This is a genomic window from Methylobacterium sp. CM6244, from assembly GCF_054817885.1.
In genome coordinates, this window is sequence record NZ_CM139247.1 from 2,473,060 (window position 1) to 2,490,022 (window position 16,963).

The 16,963-nt window shown below is 66.1% G+C and carries 13 protein-coding genes; 12 read left to right on the forward strand and 1 reads right to left on the reverse strand.

The features are described from left to right. Positions 1-139: 139 nt before the first annotated feature. Positions 140-1,138 carry a DUF1775 domain-containing protein gene (locus tag ACYQML_RS11425; protein WP_461235569.1) on the reverse strand — a complete coding sequence of 333 codons (999 nt, stop codon included), beginning with the start codon at positions 1,136-1,138 and terminating at the stop codon, positions 140-142. Positions 1,139-1,814: 676 nt separating this feature from the next. On the opposite strand from ACYQML_RS11425, the gene ACYQML_RS11430 reads away from it, so the two are divergent. From ACYQML_RS11430 to ACYQML_RS11485, 12 genes are all read left to right on the forward strand, one after another. Beyond that, entirely contained in the window at positions 1,815-3,113 is a 1,299-nt protein-coding gene (locus tag ACYQML_RS11430; RefSeq protein WP_056429736.1) for a L,D-transpeptidase family protein, read from the forward strand. A gap of 430 nt (positions 3,114-3,543) precedes the next feature. Beyond that, positions 3,544-4,848: a serine hydroxymethyltransferase gene (gene glyA, locus ACYQML_RS11435; protein ID WP_056429738.1), complete on the forward strand. Its 1,305-nt coding sequence runs from the start codon at positions 3,544-3,546 to the stop codon at positions 4,846-4,848. A 110-nt stretch (positions 4,849-4,958) separates the two neighbouring features. Beyond that, entirely contained in the window at positions 4,959-5,531 is a 573-nt protein-coding gene (gene nrdR, locus ACYQML_RS11440; RefSeq protein WP_056430453.1) for a transcriptional regulator NrdR, read from the forward strand. Next, positions 5,528-6,658, forward strand: coding sequence for a bifunctional diaminohydroxyphosphoribosylaminopyrimidine deaminase/5-amino-6-(5-phosphoribosylamino)uracil reductase RibD (gene ribD, locus ACYQML_RS11445; RefSeq protein WP_419951570.1), 1,131 nt, complete (start codon positions 5,528-5,530; stop codon positions 6,656-6,658). Before nrdR ends, ribD begins: the two co-directional genes overlap by 4 nt. Beyond that, positions 6,659-7,294 carry a riboflavin synthase gene (locus ACYQML_RS11450; RefSeq protein WP_461235570.1) on the forward strand — a complete coding sequence of 212 codons (636 nt, stop codon included), beginning with the start codon at positions 6,659-6,661 and terminating at the stop codon, positions 7,292-7,294. A 211-nt stretch (positions 7,295-7,505) separates the two neighbouring features. Continuing rightward, positions 7,506-8,015, forward strand: coding sequence for a 6,7-dimethyl-8-ribityllumazine synthase (gene ribH, locus ACYQML_RS11455; RefSeq protein WP_056429743.1), 510 nt, complete (start codon positions 7,506-7,508; stop codon positions 8,013-8,015). A gap of 7 nt (positions 8,016-8,022) precedes the next feature. Next, a complete protein-coding gene (gene nusB, locus ACYQML_RS11460) occupies positions 8,023-8,502 on the forward strand; it encodes a transcription antitermination factor NusB (RefSeq protein ID WP_056429745.1) in 480 nt (159 codons plus the stop codon). A gap of 2 nt (positions 8,503-8,504) precedes the next feature. Continuing rightward, on the forward strand, positions 8,505-9,506 hold the full coding sequence (gene thiL, locus ACYQML_RS11465) for a thiamine-phosphate kinase (RefSeq protein ID WP_461235707.1): 1,002 nt from the start codon (positions 8,505-8,507) through the stop codon (positions 9,504-9,506). Positions 9,507-9,790: 284 nt separating this feature from the next. After that, entirely contained in the window at positions 9,791-10,801 is a 1,011-nt protein-coding gene (locus ACYQML_RS11470; RefSeq protein WP_461235571.1) for an AAA family ATPase, read from the forward strand. Positions 10,802-10,805: 4 nt separating this feature from the next. After that, positions 10,806-11,720, forward strand: a complete 915-nt coding sequence (locus tag ACYQML_RS11475; RefSeq protein ID WP_461235572.1) for a DUF58 domain-containing protein — start codon at positions 10,806-10,808, stop codon at positions 11,718-11,720. 10 nt (positions 11,721-11,730) lie between these two features. After that, positions 11,731-14,556, forward strand: a complete 2,826-nt coding sequence (locus ACYQML_RS11480) for a DUF4159 domain-containing protein (protein WP_461235573.1) — start codon at positions 11,731-11,733, stop codon at positions 14,554-14,556. Positions 14,557-14,773: 217 nt separating this feature from the next. Further along, positions 14,774-16,858, forward strand: a complete 2,085-nt coding sequence (locus ACYQML_RS11485) for a hypothetical protein (protein ID WP_461235574.1) — start codon at positions 14,774-14,776, stop codon at positions 16,856-16,858. Positions 16,859-16,963: the final 105 nt, after the last annotated feature.

The following is a 16,963-nucleotide window of genomic DNA, read 5'->3' on the forward strand; positions in this document are numbered from 1 at the left end:
AGCAGCGGATCCTGAAAGAGAAAGAGATGGGATCGGCCTTAGCCCAGGCGATCACGCGGCAACGGAAAGCCTGGGATCAAATCCGGCATCATTGCGGCATCGTGTTCCCCAGGGGAAACCGATTCGTCGACGTGATTCGTCAGTGCTGATGATGTCCGGCGGGTTCGGTCGCAGCAGGCGAATTAGGGGCCTTGGCGCCGATTGGAGCGACGGCGAAGGTGACCCGCACCTCGCCCGTGCGCTGAAAGCCCAGTATTCCGGAAACCGGTTCACCGACCTTCGGCGACGCACTCAGCCCTTCGAACATCAAGTGGACGCCGCCGGGCTTGAGCTCCACGGTTTCGCCGGGCTTGATGACGAGGCCGCCATCCACCGCGGCCATCTTCATCACTCCGCCATCCATGGTCATGGAATGGATTGAACCGGTGCTAGCCAACGGAATGGAGGCGGAGATCAGCGTGTCCGGGCGCGTTCCGGTGTTCGTGATCCGGACGTAGCCGCCAGCAACCGTCGCGCCACCGGGAGTGGCACGCATCCACGGTGTATCGATGACGAGATCACCGGCCTGGATGGTGTTCGCAGGGGAGGACGCAGCGCTCGACGACGATTTAGTGCGCGCGGCAACGATGGTCACGCCGGGAGCGGGAGATTGCAACGAGTGAGCGTTCTGGCCCGGTGCGGGAATCTCGCTCCAGCGATACGCGCCCTTCACGCAATCCTGCTCCACAGGAAAGTACACGATCGCACCGGGGGCGAATGTATCTGTGACACGGGCGAGGAACGTAAATTCGTCGACCTGATCGTCGGGCAGTTCTCCTCCGCTCCAGGTTATAGTTTTCACGCCTTCTGAAATATCGCCGTGGTAATATGGATAGGCCTTGGCATAGGGAGCTTTTTCCAAGGACAGGGTCCAGCCGGGCTTCGGCATCGGTTTGGCACCAATGACGCCCTCTGGAATGGTCACGCTCACGCGTTTCGTCGGCGTGCCTTCGCAGCCATGGGTGATCTGAATGACGCCCCGATAGGTGGCGTTCGGGCTAGCCTCCTTCCGCTCGAGCGTGGCGTGAGAGAAAGCAACATTGGTCGAGACGGTGAGGAGAAGGGTCGCGGCAAGTTCTGCCCGCACTATCCGTTTCATGATGGCTGTCCGTGTCTGAAGGGATCGAGATTTCGGATCGCTTCAGACGATAGGAGGACCACGCGGTTGAGGAATGGTGCCAGGGGGACCGCGCCCACCGGGTCGGGCCTCACTAAGCCATGTCAGGCGGATGCCCGCCGAGAGCGGCCAGACCGTCTGGCTCGAGACGAGCCCAATCACTGTCGCCACTGCAACCGCGGACGCGGACGTACAGCAGAAGTCGTGTTTGCCGTGCCCGGACTTCACCGGGCTCTGATCGGTATCCGTCCCATCGGTCAGACTCGAGCAGAGCGGACCGACATGGCCGAGGGAGGGCAATGGCATCAGGGTGCCAAGGAAGACCTGAAGAACCAACGCGTAGAGCGCGATCACAGCAGTGATCGCGCGCAAGCCGCCAGCCCCTGAATCTCGCGACATCATCCTTCAGCGCTTAGCGCAACGGACATAATCCCGCCATCTCTTTCACAATCGGACGAGCCGTCATGTTGCATGTGCGCTGCAGTACAGCACAGCCTGTGATTTATCGCGGCCGCGCCACAATCTAGCCCGGACGGCATGACTTCTTAACCGTGCCCCGACACGTTCGCGGCACAGGACTTTCGGTGGTCGGTATCCACCCCAACCATGCCCCGACGGCCTCGTGCCGCTTCACAGGTCAGATTAGAGTTTCCGTCCGATGCTGAAACAGGCTCCCATCGCCCGCTCGCTGGGCTTCGCGCTTCTCGCCAGCGCCGCCGCCTTCGCCCAAACGGCCACTGCGCGCGAAGCGGCCGGCTTCGCTCAGGCGGAGTGGGCCCAGGATTATGCCTCGCCTGCAACGATGCAGGTGCAGCGTTCCTCGACACCGATTCTTTCTCCGCAGACGATGGCGGCGACAGAGCAGATGGTCGAACGCTACAAGGACATCGTCGCACGCGGCGGTTGGCGCCCGGTCTCCGGCGCGGATCGCCTGCGCGTCGGCGCCAAGGGTCCAGCTGTGGCGGCTCTGCGCGCTCGTCTCGCCGTGACCGGCGACATCGACTCGGCGTCGGGCAGCTCGGGTGTCTACGATTCCTACGTCGCCGCTGCGGTGAAGCGCTTCCAGGCCCGTCACGGGCTGAGCCAGACCGGCTCCATGAGCATGGCCACCCAGCAGGCGATGAACGTCTCGGCCGATATCCGCCTGAAGCAGCTCGAGGTGAACGCCGTCCGCCTCCGCTCCTACGCGGGCAATCTCGGCAATCGCTTCGTCATCACCAACATTCCCGCCGCCCTGGTCCAGACGGTAGAGAATGGCCAAGTCGTGACCTTGCACGCCGCCGGCGTCGGCAAGATCGACCGTCAGTCGCCGATCATGAATACCAAGGCGACGCAGATTAATTTCAACCCCTTCTGGACGGTTCCGGCTTCCATCGTGAAGAAGGACCTCATCCCCAAGATGCAGAAGGATCCGAATTACCTTACCGAGAATAAGATCCGCATCTTCACTGGGGACACCGAGATTTCGCCGGCCTCGGTGAACTGGAACTCGGATGAGGGTACGCGCTATCGCTACCGTCAGGACTCGGGCGCCGATTTCAACTCGATGGGAATCGTCCGCATCAATATCCCGAACCCGCACGGCGTGTTCATGCACGACACGAATTCGAAGGGTGTGTACGGAGACGATTTCCGCTTCATCTCCTCCGGATGTGTTCGCGTGCAGAATGTGCGCGAGTACATCACCTGGCTTCTCAAGGACACGCCCGGTTGGGGCCGCGACCAAGTGGAACAGGCGATCGAGAGCGGCAAGCGCGTCGACGCGACTCTGAGCAGCCCGGTTCCGGTCTACTGGACCTACATCACGGCCTGGGCGACCCCAGACGGTCTCGTCCAGTTCCGCGACGACATCTACAAGCGCGACGGTGTCAATGTGCCTTCAACCTTGTCTGGGCCAACTCCGGTCGCCAGCGCTGAGCAAGTTCAGACCTTCGAACCGGGTGACGAAGAGAACTGATCACTTCACTTATGTGCGCGAAAGCCGGTGGCGGGATTCGAGAGCGAATCCCGCCTCTTTGGTTTTGATTTACGATCGCAGGTCTTGAAAAACAGATCGCCTCGAGAAAGCTTGGTTCGCCGCCATGGTATGACGCGGCTCCTGCTCGCCCCTTAGTCGCGAGACGCCGATAGCTTTCGAGCGCGACACATGCATGCAAGCGTCGCGACATAGGGTCGCCAAACTCTCGATCGGCGCGGCCAGTATCCCGCGGATGTCATTGGCGCACCGACAAATACAGGATGCACCGAATTTTTTTTGCCCGGGGCTACAAATTAGCTGTGCTTGGCCTCGCCCCGCGGCACGTGTAGTAAATCACGCTTCGAGCGACCGCCCGCCCTACGCCAGCGGATAACGGACGCCCTCGCCCGTTCAACAATCGAGGCTTTCCATGAGCGCCGGTACTGCAAGCGACAAGCATTTTTCGAATTCCTTCTTCAGCGCATCATTGGCCGATGCAGATCCGGAAGTCGCGAAGGCGGTGGGCCAGGAACTCGGTCGGCAGCAGCACGAGATCGAACTGATCGCGTCGGAGAACATCGTCTCCCGTGCGGTCCTGGAAGCCCAGGGCTCGGTCCTCACCAACAAGTATGCGGAAGGCTATCCCGGCCGTCGCTATTATGGTGGTTGCGAGTTCGTCGACATCGCTGAGAACCTTGCAATCGAGCGCGCTAAGCGCTTGTTCGATTGCGGATTCGCAAACGTTCAGCCGAATTCCGGGAGTCAGGCGAACCAAGGCGTGTTCATGGCTCTTATGCAGCCGGGTGACACCTTCCTGGGCCTCGACCTCGCTGCTGGCGGCCACTTGACCCACGGCGCCCCGCCGAATGTGTCCGGCAAATGGTTCAAGCCCGTCTCCTACACCGTGCGTCGCGACGACCAGCGCATCGACATGGAACAGGTTGAGCGTCTAGCCCATGAACATAAGCCCAAGGTCATCATCGCTGGCGGCTCGGGCTACCCGCGTCATTGGGACTTTGCCAAGTTTCGCGAGATCGCCGATGCGGTCGGAGCTTATTTCTTCGTGGACATGGCCCATTTCGCGGGTCTCGTCGCGGCCGGTGTCCACCCGTCGCCGTTCCCACACGCCCATGTCGCCACTACGACGACCCACAAGACACTCCGCGGCCCGCGCGGCGGAATGATCCTGACGAACGACGAGGCGCTCGCCAAGAAGTTCAATTCGGCGATCTTCCCCGGCCTGCAGGGCGGACCGCTCATGCACGTCATCGCCGGCAAGGCCGTGGCCTTCGGTGAGGCGCTAAAGCCCGAGTTCAAGATCTACGCCAAGCAGGTGATCGAGAACGCCAAGGCGCTCGCCGATACCCTCATTTCCGGCGGCTACGACATCACGTCCGGTGGGACCGACAACCACCTCATGCTGGTGGACCTTCAGAAGAAGGGCCTGACCGGCAAGGCGGCGGAAGCCGCACTCAGCCGCGCCCACATCACCTGCAACAAGAACGGCGTGCCCTTCGATCCGGCCAAGCCGACGATCACGTCGGGCATCCGCCTCGGCACACCTGCCGGCACCTCGCGCGGCTTCGGCGTCGCGGAGTTCAAGCAGATCGGTGCCCTCATCATTGAGGTACTCGACGGTCTGGTGGCCAAAGGTGAAGGCGGAGATCCGGCGATCGAGGCCGCGGTGAAGGACAAGGTCCACGCCCTCACGCACCGCTTCCCGATCTACGGCTGAAGCCTCCGTCTGCGGGTGCCCCCGCAGATGACGTCATGATAGAGACGGCCGCGGATCGCCATATCCGCGGCCGTTCTCATTTTTTCACCAACCATGCAGGTATCCGCCCGATGCGGTGTCCCTATTGCGGCGGTCCCGACACCCAGGTGAAGGATTCGCGTCCCAGCGATGATTCAGCGGCAATCCGCCGGCGGCGGGTCTGCCCGGACTGCGGCGGCCGCTTCACCACTTTCGAGCGGGTGCAGCTGCGGGAACTGACGGTGCTCAAGCGCTCGGGTAAGCGCGTACCGTTTGATCGCGATAAGCTTCAACGCTCTATTGACGTGGCCGTCCGCAAACGGCCGGTGGATCCGGAACGGATCGAACGTCTGGTCAGTGGGATCACCCGCCAACTCGAAAGCGGCGGCGAGGCTGAGATTGCCAGCGAGGCCATCGGTGAATTGGTGATGGAGGGGCTGAAGGGCCTAGACGACGTGGCCTATGTCCGCTTCGCCTCGGTTTACAAGAACTTCCGTGAGGCGAGCGACTTCAAGGCGCTGCTCGGAACCCTCGGTGATACTCCCGATATCGCAAGGCTACGAGACGATGGAATGAGCGACCAACACGCTCTCCATGAAGTCATGTCAAGTGGTAGCCCGCCGGCCAAACCACCTGCGAAGCGCCAGACGCGGGGGCGGTCATGAACGACTATCAGACAGCCAGCACGGATGATCGCCGCTTCATGCGCCTGGCTCTGGCGATCGGCAGGCGCAATCTCGGGCGGACCTGGCCTAATCCGTCCGTCGGCGCGGTGGTGGTCGCGGGTGAGAGGGGCAAGGAGCGCATCGTCGGGCAGGGCGTAACGGCACCGGGAGGACGTCCCCATGCAGAGCCTCTTGCTCTCGCAATGGCCGGAGAGCGCGCGCGCGGCGCGACTCTCTACGTCACACTCGAGCCCTGCTCTCACCACGGGGCCACCCCCCCTTGTGTCGACGCTATCATCGCTTCGGGAATCACTCGAGTCGTCACTGCGATCGCAGACCCGGATCCGCGCGTGGCGGGGAGGGGCCATGCCCGCCTCGCCCAGGCCGGTATCGCCGTGACACAGGATGTACTCTGCGACGAGGCCGCAAGGGATCATCGCGGACACGTCACGCGCGTGACGAAGAAACGTCCCAGCCTACATCTCAAGCTTGCCCGTACCCTGGACGGATTTGCGGCTGGCGCGCCGGATGAGCGCCTTCGCATCACGGGCCCCATTGCCGATGGCGCGGTCCATCTCTGGCGCGCTCATGCCGACGCAATTCTCGTAGGGATTGGAACGGCGCGGGCTGACGACCCGTCGCTGACGGTGCGATTACCTGGTCTCTCGCAACGATCGCCGCTGCGCATCATCCTCGATTCGACACTTCGTCTCTCGCCGGCCTCTCACCTCGTGCGAAGCGCACGGGACATCCCGACTCTTGTGGTGACGACACGATCGGCTCCCATTCACGCCAAGCGGATGCTCGTCTCTTTTGGGGTCGAAACGATCCAGGTCGAGGCCTGCTCACATGGTCGGATCGACCTGTGTGCCGCGCTCTCACAACTGGCCGAGCGTGGAGTGACGCGGATCTGCTGCGAAGGTGGTCCCCACCTCGCCGATTCTCTTGCAGCCGCAGATCTGGTGGATGTCTGCACACTCGTGACTGGCCCTCGTGCCATCGGCGGGGGAGGCCTTCCGGCAGTCGGCGATGCGTTGACGGCGCGCCTCCAAGAGCCCGAATTCAGCATTACCGAAACTCGCGCTTTCGGACCGGACCAGTGTGTTACCTACGAACGGAGCGTCTAGATGTTCACTGGCTTGGTAAGCGATGTGGGATCGGTCCTCAGTGTCGAGGGTGATGAGCGTCTGCGCCGAATCCGCATCCGGTCCTCCTACAATCCCGCAACTATCGCCCTCGGTGCATCCATCGCGTGTTCCGGTCCCTGCCTCACCGTGGTGGCGATCGAGCGCGAGGCCAAGGGCTGTATCTTTGCCATTGACGCCGCGGTCGAAACTTTAGCGCGGACCACCGTTGGCGGCTGGGCTGAAGGTACGCGCCTCAACCTCGAACGTTCGTTGAAGATCGGGGATGAACTCGGCGGCCATCTTGTGACCGGGCATGTGGACGGCGTCACCGAGATCGTCGCTCGCGAGAGCGTGACGGGTGGGACCGGCGATCCGCAATGGGCACCAAGCGACCGATTCGTGTTGCGTGCGCCATCATCCGTATCGCGCTTCATTGCAGAGAAGGGTTCGATCTGCCTCGACGGAACGTCACTCACGGTCAACTCTGTGGATGGCGACCTCTTCTCGGTCCTGCTCATTCCGCACACCCTGGCGGTTACGACCTGGGGTGACCGGCGAACCGGCCACAAGCTCAATCTAGAGGTCGACCTGATCGCTCGCTATGCTGCCCGCCTATTCGAGAATCGTGCCTCCTGACGCGCTATCTTGTGATACGCCACCCTTCAGTCTATCGCTCGCCCACCGCGAACGACACGTCGCCGGTCCGCGTCTCAGGCGTCATCGGTCGCAAGATTTCGAACCGGGTCGACCCGGTCATACTGGGTGGCGACGCCGACGATCCGCGCTAACGGCTCATTCGTCACATCCGTGCCGATCTTGCCCTTCGCCACTACAGACAAGGCCTACGATGGTTTCGCCCTCACCCGCCGCCCGGCCGGCAACGCCTACGAACGTGAAGGGCGCGCGCGTCCTCGTGGTAGAAGCGCGATATTACGACGACATTTCCGATGAGCTTCTTGCCGGAGCACAGGGTGCCCTCGACGCAGCGGAGGCCGAGGGCATCGTGGTGACGGTGCCAGGTGCCCTCGAGATCCCAGCCGCCATTGCCATTCTGGTGGAGGAGGCCGCCCGTGCAGGTCAGCCCTATGACGCTGCCGTTGCCTTGGGCTGCGTCATCCGTGGCGAGACCGGCCATTACGACATCGTAGCGACTGAGAGCGCCCGGGCTCTCATGGACTTGTCCGTGGTGGGTCGCCTTCCCCTCGGAAACGGCATTCTGACGGTGGAAACGATGGAGCAGGCGCTTGCCCGCGCCCGCGTTTCCGACCTGAACAAGGGTGCGGGTGCCGCGGAGGCAGCCCTGGCCGTCCTGGCGCTCAAACGTGCCGCGGCTGCCGCGCCCGTGGGAGAGGATTGAGAACCCCATGGCCAAGACGATCGAGCGCAGCGGCGCACGCCTCACCGTGGTTCAAGCGCTGTATGAGATGGAAATCTCCGACAAGGGCGTCATCGAAGCACTTGCCGAGTTCGAGGCGTATTGGATCGGCCGCGACGTCGACGGCGTCGAACAGCCCCCCGCCGAAATCTCATTCTTCCGCGATCTCTTGCGTGGTGTCGTCGAGGAGCAGCGTGCGATCGATCCGCAATTGGACAAGGCATTGTCGAGCGGCTGGCCGCTGAAGCGCATCGAAGCAGTTTTGCGCGCTATCCTGCGCGCTGGGGCCTACGAACTCATGTTCCGCAAGGATGTGCCAGCTCGCGCTGCGATCTCGGAGTATGTCGACGTCGCCCATAGCTTTTATGCCGGCGACGAGCCCGGCATGGTCAACGCGGTCCTCGATAAGGTCGCCCGTGAGGTTCGCGGATCGGAATTCGCCGGGCTCCCCGGCTCCGGGCGCGCTTGACGATCACGCCCCCCACCGTTCGTTCCGATGAGAACGGGCTGATCGCGCGCTACTTTGCGCCCTGGGCTGGCTATGGCGCGGATAGGCTGCGGGATGATGCCGCCACCCTCGTGCCAAGTCCAGGCTGCGATCTGGTGTTGACTGCAGACGCTATCGTGGCGGGCGTCCACTACCTGGCCGGCGACCCTCCCGCATCCATCGGGCGCAAAGCGCTCGGGGTGAACCTGTCCGATATCGCCGCTAAGGGGGCGATGCCGCGTGGGTTCCTCCTGACGCTCGCCCTGCCTGACGACTGGACGGAAGCGTGGCTTGCCGGCTTCGCCGACGGCCTCAGGGAAGCAGCGACTGCTTTCGATTGCCCGCTTCTAGGAGGCGATACCGTCCGCGCGGCGGGTCCCGCCCTCATTGGCGTGACCGCCCTCGGGGAAGTGCCGCGCGGCAGCATGGTTCGGCGGATGAGTGCGGAGATCGGCGACGTCCTCTGCGTCAGCGGCACGATCGGCGACGCGGCCCTCGGCTTACTGGCCCTGAATGGGGTGATGCCGGAATGGGCCGAGCGCTTGGGGAGGGAGGGTCAAGATGTCCTGATCGACCGCTATCGCCATCCGCGCCCGCGTAGCGCGCTCGCACCGCTTCTCCGCCGCCATGCGCGGGCCGCTATGGACGTCTCCGATGGGCTTGCCGGCGATCTGACGAAGATGCTGATGGGTGCCGGCCGGACCGCCGAGATCACGCTTTCCGATGTGCCGCTTTCCAATGCCGCCCGTGCTGCGCTTGCTCTCGACCCGGCGCTGATCAGCCCGATTGTAACCGGTGGCGACGATTACGAGATCCTTTGCGCGGTGGCACCGGACCGGGTTGAGGCGTTCATCGCTGAAGCCCTCTCGTTGGGGGTTCCGCTGGCGCGGATAGGATCGGTCGTCGAAGGCGACCGCCCGCCTGCGTTCCGCCGGCCGGACGGCAGTGAGTACGCCTTCGCCACGCGCTCCTTCAGCCACTTCTGAATCACCGGGCAACTTCCCGCAGCGGTGAGAAGCGTGAGTTGCCGACGTTGCACGTCTCCAGCCTGATCGCGGATGCGCCATTCTTGTAGCGGGTCCCGCGGTAGCCGAGACGCGAAATCGTCCTTCGCCGTCGACGAGGGACCGCAAAATGCCTGCGTCGTCGCGCCGACCTTGCCAGCATGCGGGAAAGAACGCCACACTCTCTCCCAATGCCGCCGCCAGGCTGCACCCACGTGCCACCGCGATCTTGACCATCGGCCGCGCGGCAAACCGGGATCGAACGCATGACTTCAGGCTCCACGCCGGCGACGGCCACCTCTCTCGACGACGGCATCGTTGCCACCGCGGAGGCGTGTCTCGGCCAGGTGGGACAGGCCCGCGACGCGATCCACAAGGTCATCTTCGGCCAGGAAAAAGTGGTCGACCTCGCCCTCATCACCATTCTGGCGGGTGGCCACGGCCTGCTCGTCGGACTGCCCGGTCTGGCAAAGACCAAGCTCGTCGAGACGCTCGGCACCGTGCTCGGGCTCGATGCCCGGCGCGTTCAATTCACCCCCGACCTGATGCCTTCCGACATCCTCGGCACCGAGATTCTCGACGAGGACCAAGACCGCCGCCGCTCGTTCCGTTTCGTGCGCGGCCCTGTCTTCACGCAATTGCTGATGGCGGACGAGATCAACCGGGCCAGCCCGCGCACCCAATCCGCTCTGCTGCAGGCGATGCAGGAGAATTTCGTCTCGGTGGCCGGTGAGCGGCACGACCTTCCGCGCCCGTTCCATGTGCTGGCGACGCAGAACCCGATCGAGCAGGAGGGTACTTACCCGCTCCCCGAGGCGCAGCTCGACCGTTTCCTGCTCGAGATCGATGTCGGCTATCCTGACCGCGCGGCTGAGCGTCGGATCCTCATCGAGACGACGGGAATCGGGGACCATAGCCCGCAGGCGGTGATGTCCACGGAGGCGCTTCTCACGGCGCAGCGCCTCGTGCGTCGCCTGCCAGTCGGCGACGCCGTGGTGGACGCGATCCTCGACCTTGTCCGCTCCGGAAGACCGGAAGGGGGCGATCCTTCTCTGAAGGGAAAGCTCCTATGGGGGCCTGGTCCCCGCGCCAGTCAGGCATTGACGCTGGCGGTGCGCGCTCGCGCCTTGATCGAAGGCCGCGTCGCACCCTCGGTCGCCGACGTGAAGGCGCTCGCGGAGCCCGTGCTCAAGCACCGCATGGCGCTGAGCTTTGCGGCGCGCGCCGACGGTGAGACCGTGCCGGGGATCATCGCCCAGCTGGCTGCGAAGCTTTAGCCGGATGATCGCGACCCGGGTTCTCGACGCGGCCCAGCGCGCTCCTGGGCGACACGAGACCGAAGGCGCGCTCTCTCTCGCCGAGCGGATGCCGCGTTTGATCCTTGAATCGCGCCGTGTCTCCTCGACGCTCGCGCATGGCCTGCATGGCAGACGCCGGGCGGGGCAGGGGGAAAGCTTCTGGCAGTTCAGACCCTTCGTGGCTGGCGAAGCGGCGGCGCGGGTGGATTGGCGCCGCTCCGCCCGCGACGACCGGCTCTACGTGCGCGAGCGCGAATGGGAGGCGACCCACAATATCTGGTTCTGGATCGACCGGTCCGCCTCCATGGGATTCTCGTCGAGCCTCGGGCAGGGGCCGAAGGTCGAGCGCGCCCTCGTGCTCGGCCTTGCCGTCGCCGATGCCCTGGTCGAGGGGGGTGAGCGGGCGGGGCTTCTCGGTCTCACCAGAGCCACGGCCTCACGCCGCATTGTCGAGACGATGGCGCACGCCCTGGTGGCCGACAAAGCAGGTCTTACGCAGGACATGCCGCCGCGCGCCACGCCGGGCCGCTTCGACGAGGCGATCCTAATCAGCGATTTTCTCTCGCCTCTGGAACAGGTTAGAGAGTCTGTGGGCTCGCTGGCGGGCTCCGGCACGAGAGGCCATCTCGTCATGGTGGTCGACCCGGTGGAGGAGACCTTTCCCTTCGCGGGGCAAGCCGTGCTGCACGATCCTGAGACCAAGATGAGCCTCGATATCGGTGACGCGGCGTCGTGGGGGGCGGCCTATCGCACCCGCATCGCCGCGCATCGGGAGGGTCTCGCCGAGATCGCCCGAGCCCAGGGCTGGACCCTGACGATCCATCGTACCGACCGGCCGGCGAGCGAGGCGGCCCTGCGTCTCCTCACGCTGGTCGCCGCCGCGCGCGGGACGAGGTGAGGAGCAGCACATGTTCGGATTGCCCCTGACCTTCGCTGCGCCGCTGGCGCTCGCGGCGCTTATCGCATTGCCGGCATTGTGGTATTTGCTCCGGGTGACCCCGCCCCGGCCGCAGCGGATCGAGTTTCCGCCCTTGCGGATCATGGCCGACCTGCTGGCCAAGCGCGAGACTCCGGCGCGGACCCCGCCCTGGCTGCTGATCCTCCGGATGATTGCCGCCGCCTGCCTGATCCTCGCCGTGTCGGGGCCGGTCTGGAACCCATCGGGCACCGGCGCGACTTCGGGCCGGACGCCGCTTATCGTCATGATCGATAACGGGTTTTCAGCCGCACATGATTGGCGCGAGCGCATGCGGGCCGCCACCGACGAAATCGAGGCGGCCTCGCGGGACGGTCGCCCTGTGGCCGTGATCGCCCTGGCCGACGCCCCGGCCGCGTTGGAAGCGAAGACGCCCGCCGCCGCCCTGGACCGTCTCCGGGCCGTCGCGCCGCGCTCGCATCTACCGCAACGCGACGTCCATTTGACCGCCATCGGAGCCTTCCTCGACCGCCATCCGGCGGTCGCTGTGGTCTGGATCGCCGATGGCGTTGCGGGTGCCGCATCCGACGCGTTCGGCAAGGGTTTGTCCGACGCGCTGAACAAGGCCGGCGCCGGTCTCACCATCCTGCGCGCGGAAAATCCACCGGCTCTGGCCCTCGCCGCGGCCGAGAGCGGCGGCAAACTCACCGCCCGAGTGCTGCGCGCTTCGGCCAATGGCCGCGATGCCGGCGTGGTCCGTGCCCTGGACCAGAAGGGCCTGCCGCTGGCCGAGCACGATTTCCGCTTCGCCGACGGGGCCACCGAAACGGAGGTCCAGTTCGAGCTTCCGGTGGAGCTCCGCAACGGCATCAGCCGGCTCGAGATCGCCGCCGAGCGCTCGGCCGGCGCGGTGACGCTGATGGACGAGCGCGGCAAGCGCCGCCGCGTCGGGTTGGTCTTCGGCGGCACCAACGATCAGGCGCAGCCGCTCCTGGCCCCGACCTACTATCTCTCCCGCGCCCTGACCCCGTTCGCGGATGTCCAGGAAGCACGCGGGGCCAAGGGAGTGGCCGAATCCGTCGGGCAGCTCCTCGACAATCAGGTCTCGGTGCTGGTCCTCGCCGATGTGGGCGCCCTCGACGAGGCGACCATGCGCCGGGTGGCGAGTTTCGTGGACGAGGGCGGCCTGCTGCTGCGCTTCGCCGGGCCGCGTTTGGCTGCCGGCAACGACACCCTGGTCCCCGTGCGCCTGCGCCGGGGAGGCAGGACCTTGGGCGGCACGCTGTCCTGGGACAGCCCCAAGACGCTCGCGACCTTTGCCCCGGAGAGTCCGTTTGCCGGGCTGGTCCCCCCGGCGGATATCGGGGTGCGTCGCCAGATCCTGGCGGAGCCGGATGGCGACCTGCCGGGCCGCACCTGGGCGTCGCTGCAGGACGGCACGCCCATCGTCACCGCCGAGAAGCGCGGCAAGGGGCAGATCGTTCTGTTCCACGTCACCGCCGACACGACCTGGTCGAACCTGCCGCTCTCCGGCCTGTTCATCGACATGTTGCGCCGCGTGGTCGCCCTGTCGGGCAGCGCTGCGCCGAACGGAGGGGAGGGGTCGACCCGGCCCGCCGCCGCCGTCCTGGCGCCCCGCCTCACCCTCGACGGTTTCGGGGCATTCGGCAGCCCACCCGCTGGCGCCACGGCGGTGCCGGACGATTATGGCGAGCGGGCCAGCCTCGAACATCCGGCCGGGTTCTATGGCCCGGCCGATGGCGGCGTCGCCGTGAACGCGCTCAGGCCCGACGACCGCCTGAAACCCCTCGACCTATCGGCCTTCACCGACGCACGCACCGGTTCGCTCACCGGCGGAGACACCCTCGACTTGCGCGCCACGCTGTTTACCCTGGCGCTGATGCTCCTGATCCTCGACACCCTCGCCGGCCTCTGGCTTGGCGGCCTCTTCAACCGTTCGCGCGGGGGGCTGTTCGGACGCTTCGCCGGACGGGCGGCGGCTGTGCTCATCGTGGCCGGCATCGGCGTCGCCGGCCTGTCGAGCGGCACCCATGCGCAGGGGGGGGCGCGGCCGAACACGTTCGACTCGGCCCTCGCCACTCGTCTGGCCTACGTCGTCACCGGCGACGAGGCGACGGATACGGCCAGCCGCGCCGGGCTCAACGGCCTGACGCAGATGCTGGCCAGCCGGACCGCCCTGGAGCCGGGCGACCCGATCGGCATCGATCCGGGCAAGGACGAGCTCGCCTTCTATCCGATCATCTACTGGCCCATCGTCGCCAGCCGTCCGCAGCCGAGCGAAGCCGCGATCCGCCGGATCGACGCCTTCATGCGCAATGGCGGGACTGTCCTGTTCGACACCCGCGACGCGCTCACGGCTCGGCCGGGCGGCCCGCCGACACCGGAGGGGGCCTATCTGCGCAAGATGCTCTCCACGCTGGAAGTGCCCGAACTGGAGCCGGTTCCGGCGGACCATGTGCTCACCAAGGCCTTCTACCTCGTGGACAATTTTCCCGGCCGCTACGCCACCGGCCAGACCTGGGTCGAGACCCTGCCGCCCGCCGGAGACGGGGCCGAACGCCGCCCCGCGCGGGCCGGCGACGGCGTCTCCCCCATCGTCATCACGGGCAACGACCTGGCTTCCGCCTGGGCGGTGGGCAAGCGCGGCGAGGCGCTCTACCCCATCGTCGGCGGCGACCAGCGCCAGCGCGAGATGTCGTTCCGCGGCGGCATCAACCTCGTGATCTACACGCTCACCGGCAACTACAAGGCGGATCAGGTCCACGTCCCGGCCCTGCTGGAGCGGTTGGGACAGTGATGAGCTTTCAGACTGCGTATCGGGACGGGCTCGTCCCTCCCCCCTTTGCGGGGGAGGGTGGTCGCGGAGCGACCGGGAGAGGGGGCGACCTCTCCGGACAGCGCGCTCCCCTCTCCCGACCCTCGCTGACGCGAGGGCCACCCTCCCCCGCAGAGGGGAGAGGGGGTTCGGCGGCAACGCCGTGCCAGTTCATCACAACCACAGAGGCCGCTAGCCCATGCTGAGCCTCAGCTTCACCCCCCTCATCCCGTGGCCAGTCATTGCCGGGTTCGGCGTTCTGGTGGCGATCTTCGTCGTCCTCGCCTTCGTGGCGCGGGGGCGCACGGCGATCCTGCGGGCGCTGGCCCTCGGGCTCGTGCTGCTGGCCATCGCCAACCCGTCGCTGGTGCGCGAGGACCGCGAGCCGGTGAAGGACATCGCGGCCATCGTGGTCGACCGGTCGGGGTCGCAAAGTCTCGGTGACCGTCCGGCCATGACCGATACGGTGCGGGCCGAGTTGCAGAGGCGCTTCGGATCGCTCAGCAACATCGAGCCGCGCTTCATCGATGTGCCCGACGCCAAGGACGGCGATGACGGCACCAAGCTGTTCACGGCCCTGTCCCAGGGCCTTGCCGACGTCCCGCCGGATCGCCTCGCCGGGGTGGTGATGCTGACGGACGGCGTGGTCCACGACATCCCGGCCACTGTCGCGGCACTCGGCATCAAGGCGCCGCTCCATGTCCTCGTCACCGGCCATCCCGACGAGCGCGACCGGCAGATCAAGCTGATCGAGGCGCCGCGATTCGGCATCGTCGGGCGCGATCTCACCATTCGCGCCGAGGTGATGGAGCGGGGCGGCACCGGCAACGCCACCGTCACCGTGCGCCGCGACGGCGAGGAGATCGGACGCCGCACCTTCCCCACCGGCCAGCCCTTCTCGCTGACCACCAAGATCGAGCATGGCGGCCCCAACGTCGTGGAGATCGAGGTCGAGCCGCTACCCGGTGAGTTGACCACCATCAACAACCGCGCGGTCCTGCCCATCGAGGGCATCCGCGAGAAGCTGCGCGTGCTCCTCGTCTCGGGCGAGCCGCACCAGGGTGAGCGGACCTGGCGCAACCTGCTGAAATCGGACGCGAACGTCGATCTCGTCCACTTCACCATCCTGCGGCCACCGGAGAAGCAGGATGGCACGCCGATCTCCGAACTGTCGCTCATCGCCTTCCCGACGCGCGAGCTGTTCGTCCAGAAGATCAAGGATTTCGACCTCATCATCTTCGACCGCTACGCCAACCAGAGCGTGCTGCCCTCGGCCTATTTCGACAACATCGTCCGCTATGTCCGCGATGGCGGCGCGCTGCTCATCGCGGCGGGGCCGGAATTCGCCTCCTCGGCGAGCCTCGCCCGTACCCGGCTCTCCCAGATCCTGCCGGGCGAGCCCAATGGTCGGGTGGTGGAGCAGCCCTACAAGGCGGCGCTGACGGGCACCGGCACCCGCCACCCCGTCACCCGCGCCCTGCCGGGCTCGGAGGCCTCTCCCCCGGCCTGGGGTGACTGGCTGCGCATCGTCTCCGCCCAGACCAAGCCCGGCATCCAGCCGATCCTGCAGGGGCCGAACGCCCTGCCGCTCCTCGCTCTCTCGCGGGAGGACAAGGGTCGGGTCGCCCTTCTTCTGTCCGACCATGCCTGGCTCTGGGCACGCGGCTACCAGGAGGGCGGCCCCTATCTCGACCTGCTGCGCCGCCTCGGCCATTGGCTGATGAAGGAGCCGGCGCTCGAAGAAGAGGCATTGCGGGCGCAGACGACGGGGCATGGCCGCGAAGTCCGCGTCGAGCGCCAGACCATGGCCGAGACTACCGACCCCGTCACCGTGAAGGGACCGAGCGGACCGGAGCGGACGCTCACCCTCACGGCCGGGGAGCCCGGCCTGTTCAGCACGACCTTCGCGGCCACGGAGCTCGGGCTCCATACCCTGCGCTCCGGCTCGCTCATCGCCTTCGTCAGCGTCGGGCCGCCGAACCCGCGCGAACTCACCGACGTGTTCAGCGATACCGAGCGTCTGAAGGCCCTGGCCGAAGGGACCGGCGGCTCGATCCGCCGCGTCGCCGATGCGGGCGGGACCACCGTGGTGCCGCGCCTTCAGGCCGTGCGCAGCGGGCGTCTGGCCGGCGCCGACTGGATCGGCTTCCGCCCCAGCGACAGCGCCGTCATTCGCGGCGTCGAGGTCTATCCCCTGGCGCTCGGTCTGTGGGCGCTGGTGGCTTTGGCCGGTGCGGTGCTGGCGATGTGGCTGGTGGAGGGCCGGCGCGGCCGGGTGGCGTAGAGATTGTCGACCCTCCCCCCTCTGCGGGGGAGGGTGGTCGCGGAGCGACCGGGAGAGGGGGCGACCTCTCCGATGATGGCGCTCCCCTCATCCGACTTAGCTGCG

What these genes read in the sequence shown, in the direction of transcription:
- ribD (WP_419951570.1), top strand. Translation starts at nt 5,528, where the DNA reads ATGAACGACTATCAGACAGCCAGCACGGATGATCGCCGCTTCATGCGC.
- ACYQML_RS11485 (WP_461235574.1), top strand. Translation starts at nt 14,774, where the DNA reads ATGCTGAGCCTCAGCTTCACCCCCCTCATCCCGTGGCCAGTCATTGCC.
- ACYQML_RS11450 (WP_461235570.1), top strand. Translation starts at nt 6,659, where the DNA reads ATGTTCACTGGCTTGGTAAGCGATGTGGGATCGGTCCTCAGTGTCGAG.
- ACYQML_RS11470 (WP_461235571.1), top strand. Translation starts at nt 9,791, where the DNA reads ATGACTTCAGGCTCCACGCCGGCGACGGCCACCTCTCTCGACGACGGC.
- ACYQML_RS11425 (WP_461235569.1), bottom strand. Translation starts at nt 1,138, where the DNA reads ATGAAACGGATAGTGCGGGCAGAACTTGCCGCGACCCTTCTCCTCACC.
- ACYQML_RS11480 (WP_461235573.1), top strand. Translation starts at nt 11,731, where the DNA reads ATGTTCGGATTGCCCCTGACCTTCGCTGCGCCGCTGGCGCTCGCGGCG.
- ACYQML_RS11430 (WP_056429736.1), top strand. Translation starts at nt 1,815, where the DNA reads ATGCTGAAACAGGCTCCCATCGCCCGCTCGCTGGGCTTCGCGCTTCTC.
- ribH (WP_056429743.1), top strand. Translation starts at nt 7,506, where the DNA reads ATGGTTTCGCCCTCACCCGCCGCCCGGCCGGCAACGCCTACGAACGTG.
- ACYQML_RS11475 (WP_461235572.1), top strand. Translation starts at nt 10,806, where the DNA reads ATGATCGCGACCCGGGTTCTCGACGCGGCCCAGCGCGCTCCTGGGCGA.
- nusB (WP_056429745.1), top strand. Translation starts at nt 8,023, where the DNA reads ATGGCCAAGACGATCGAGCGCAGCGGCGCACGCCTCACCGTGGTTCAA.
- nrdR (WP_056430453.1), top strand. Translation starts at nt 4,959, where the DNA reads ATGCGGTGTCCCTATTGCGGCGGTCCCGACACCCAGGTGAAGGATTCG.
- glyA (WP_056429738.1), top strand. Translation starts at nt 3,544, where the DNA reads ATGAGCGCCGGTACTGCAAGCGACAAGCATTTTTCGAATTCCTTCTTC.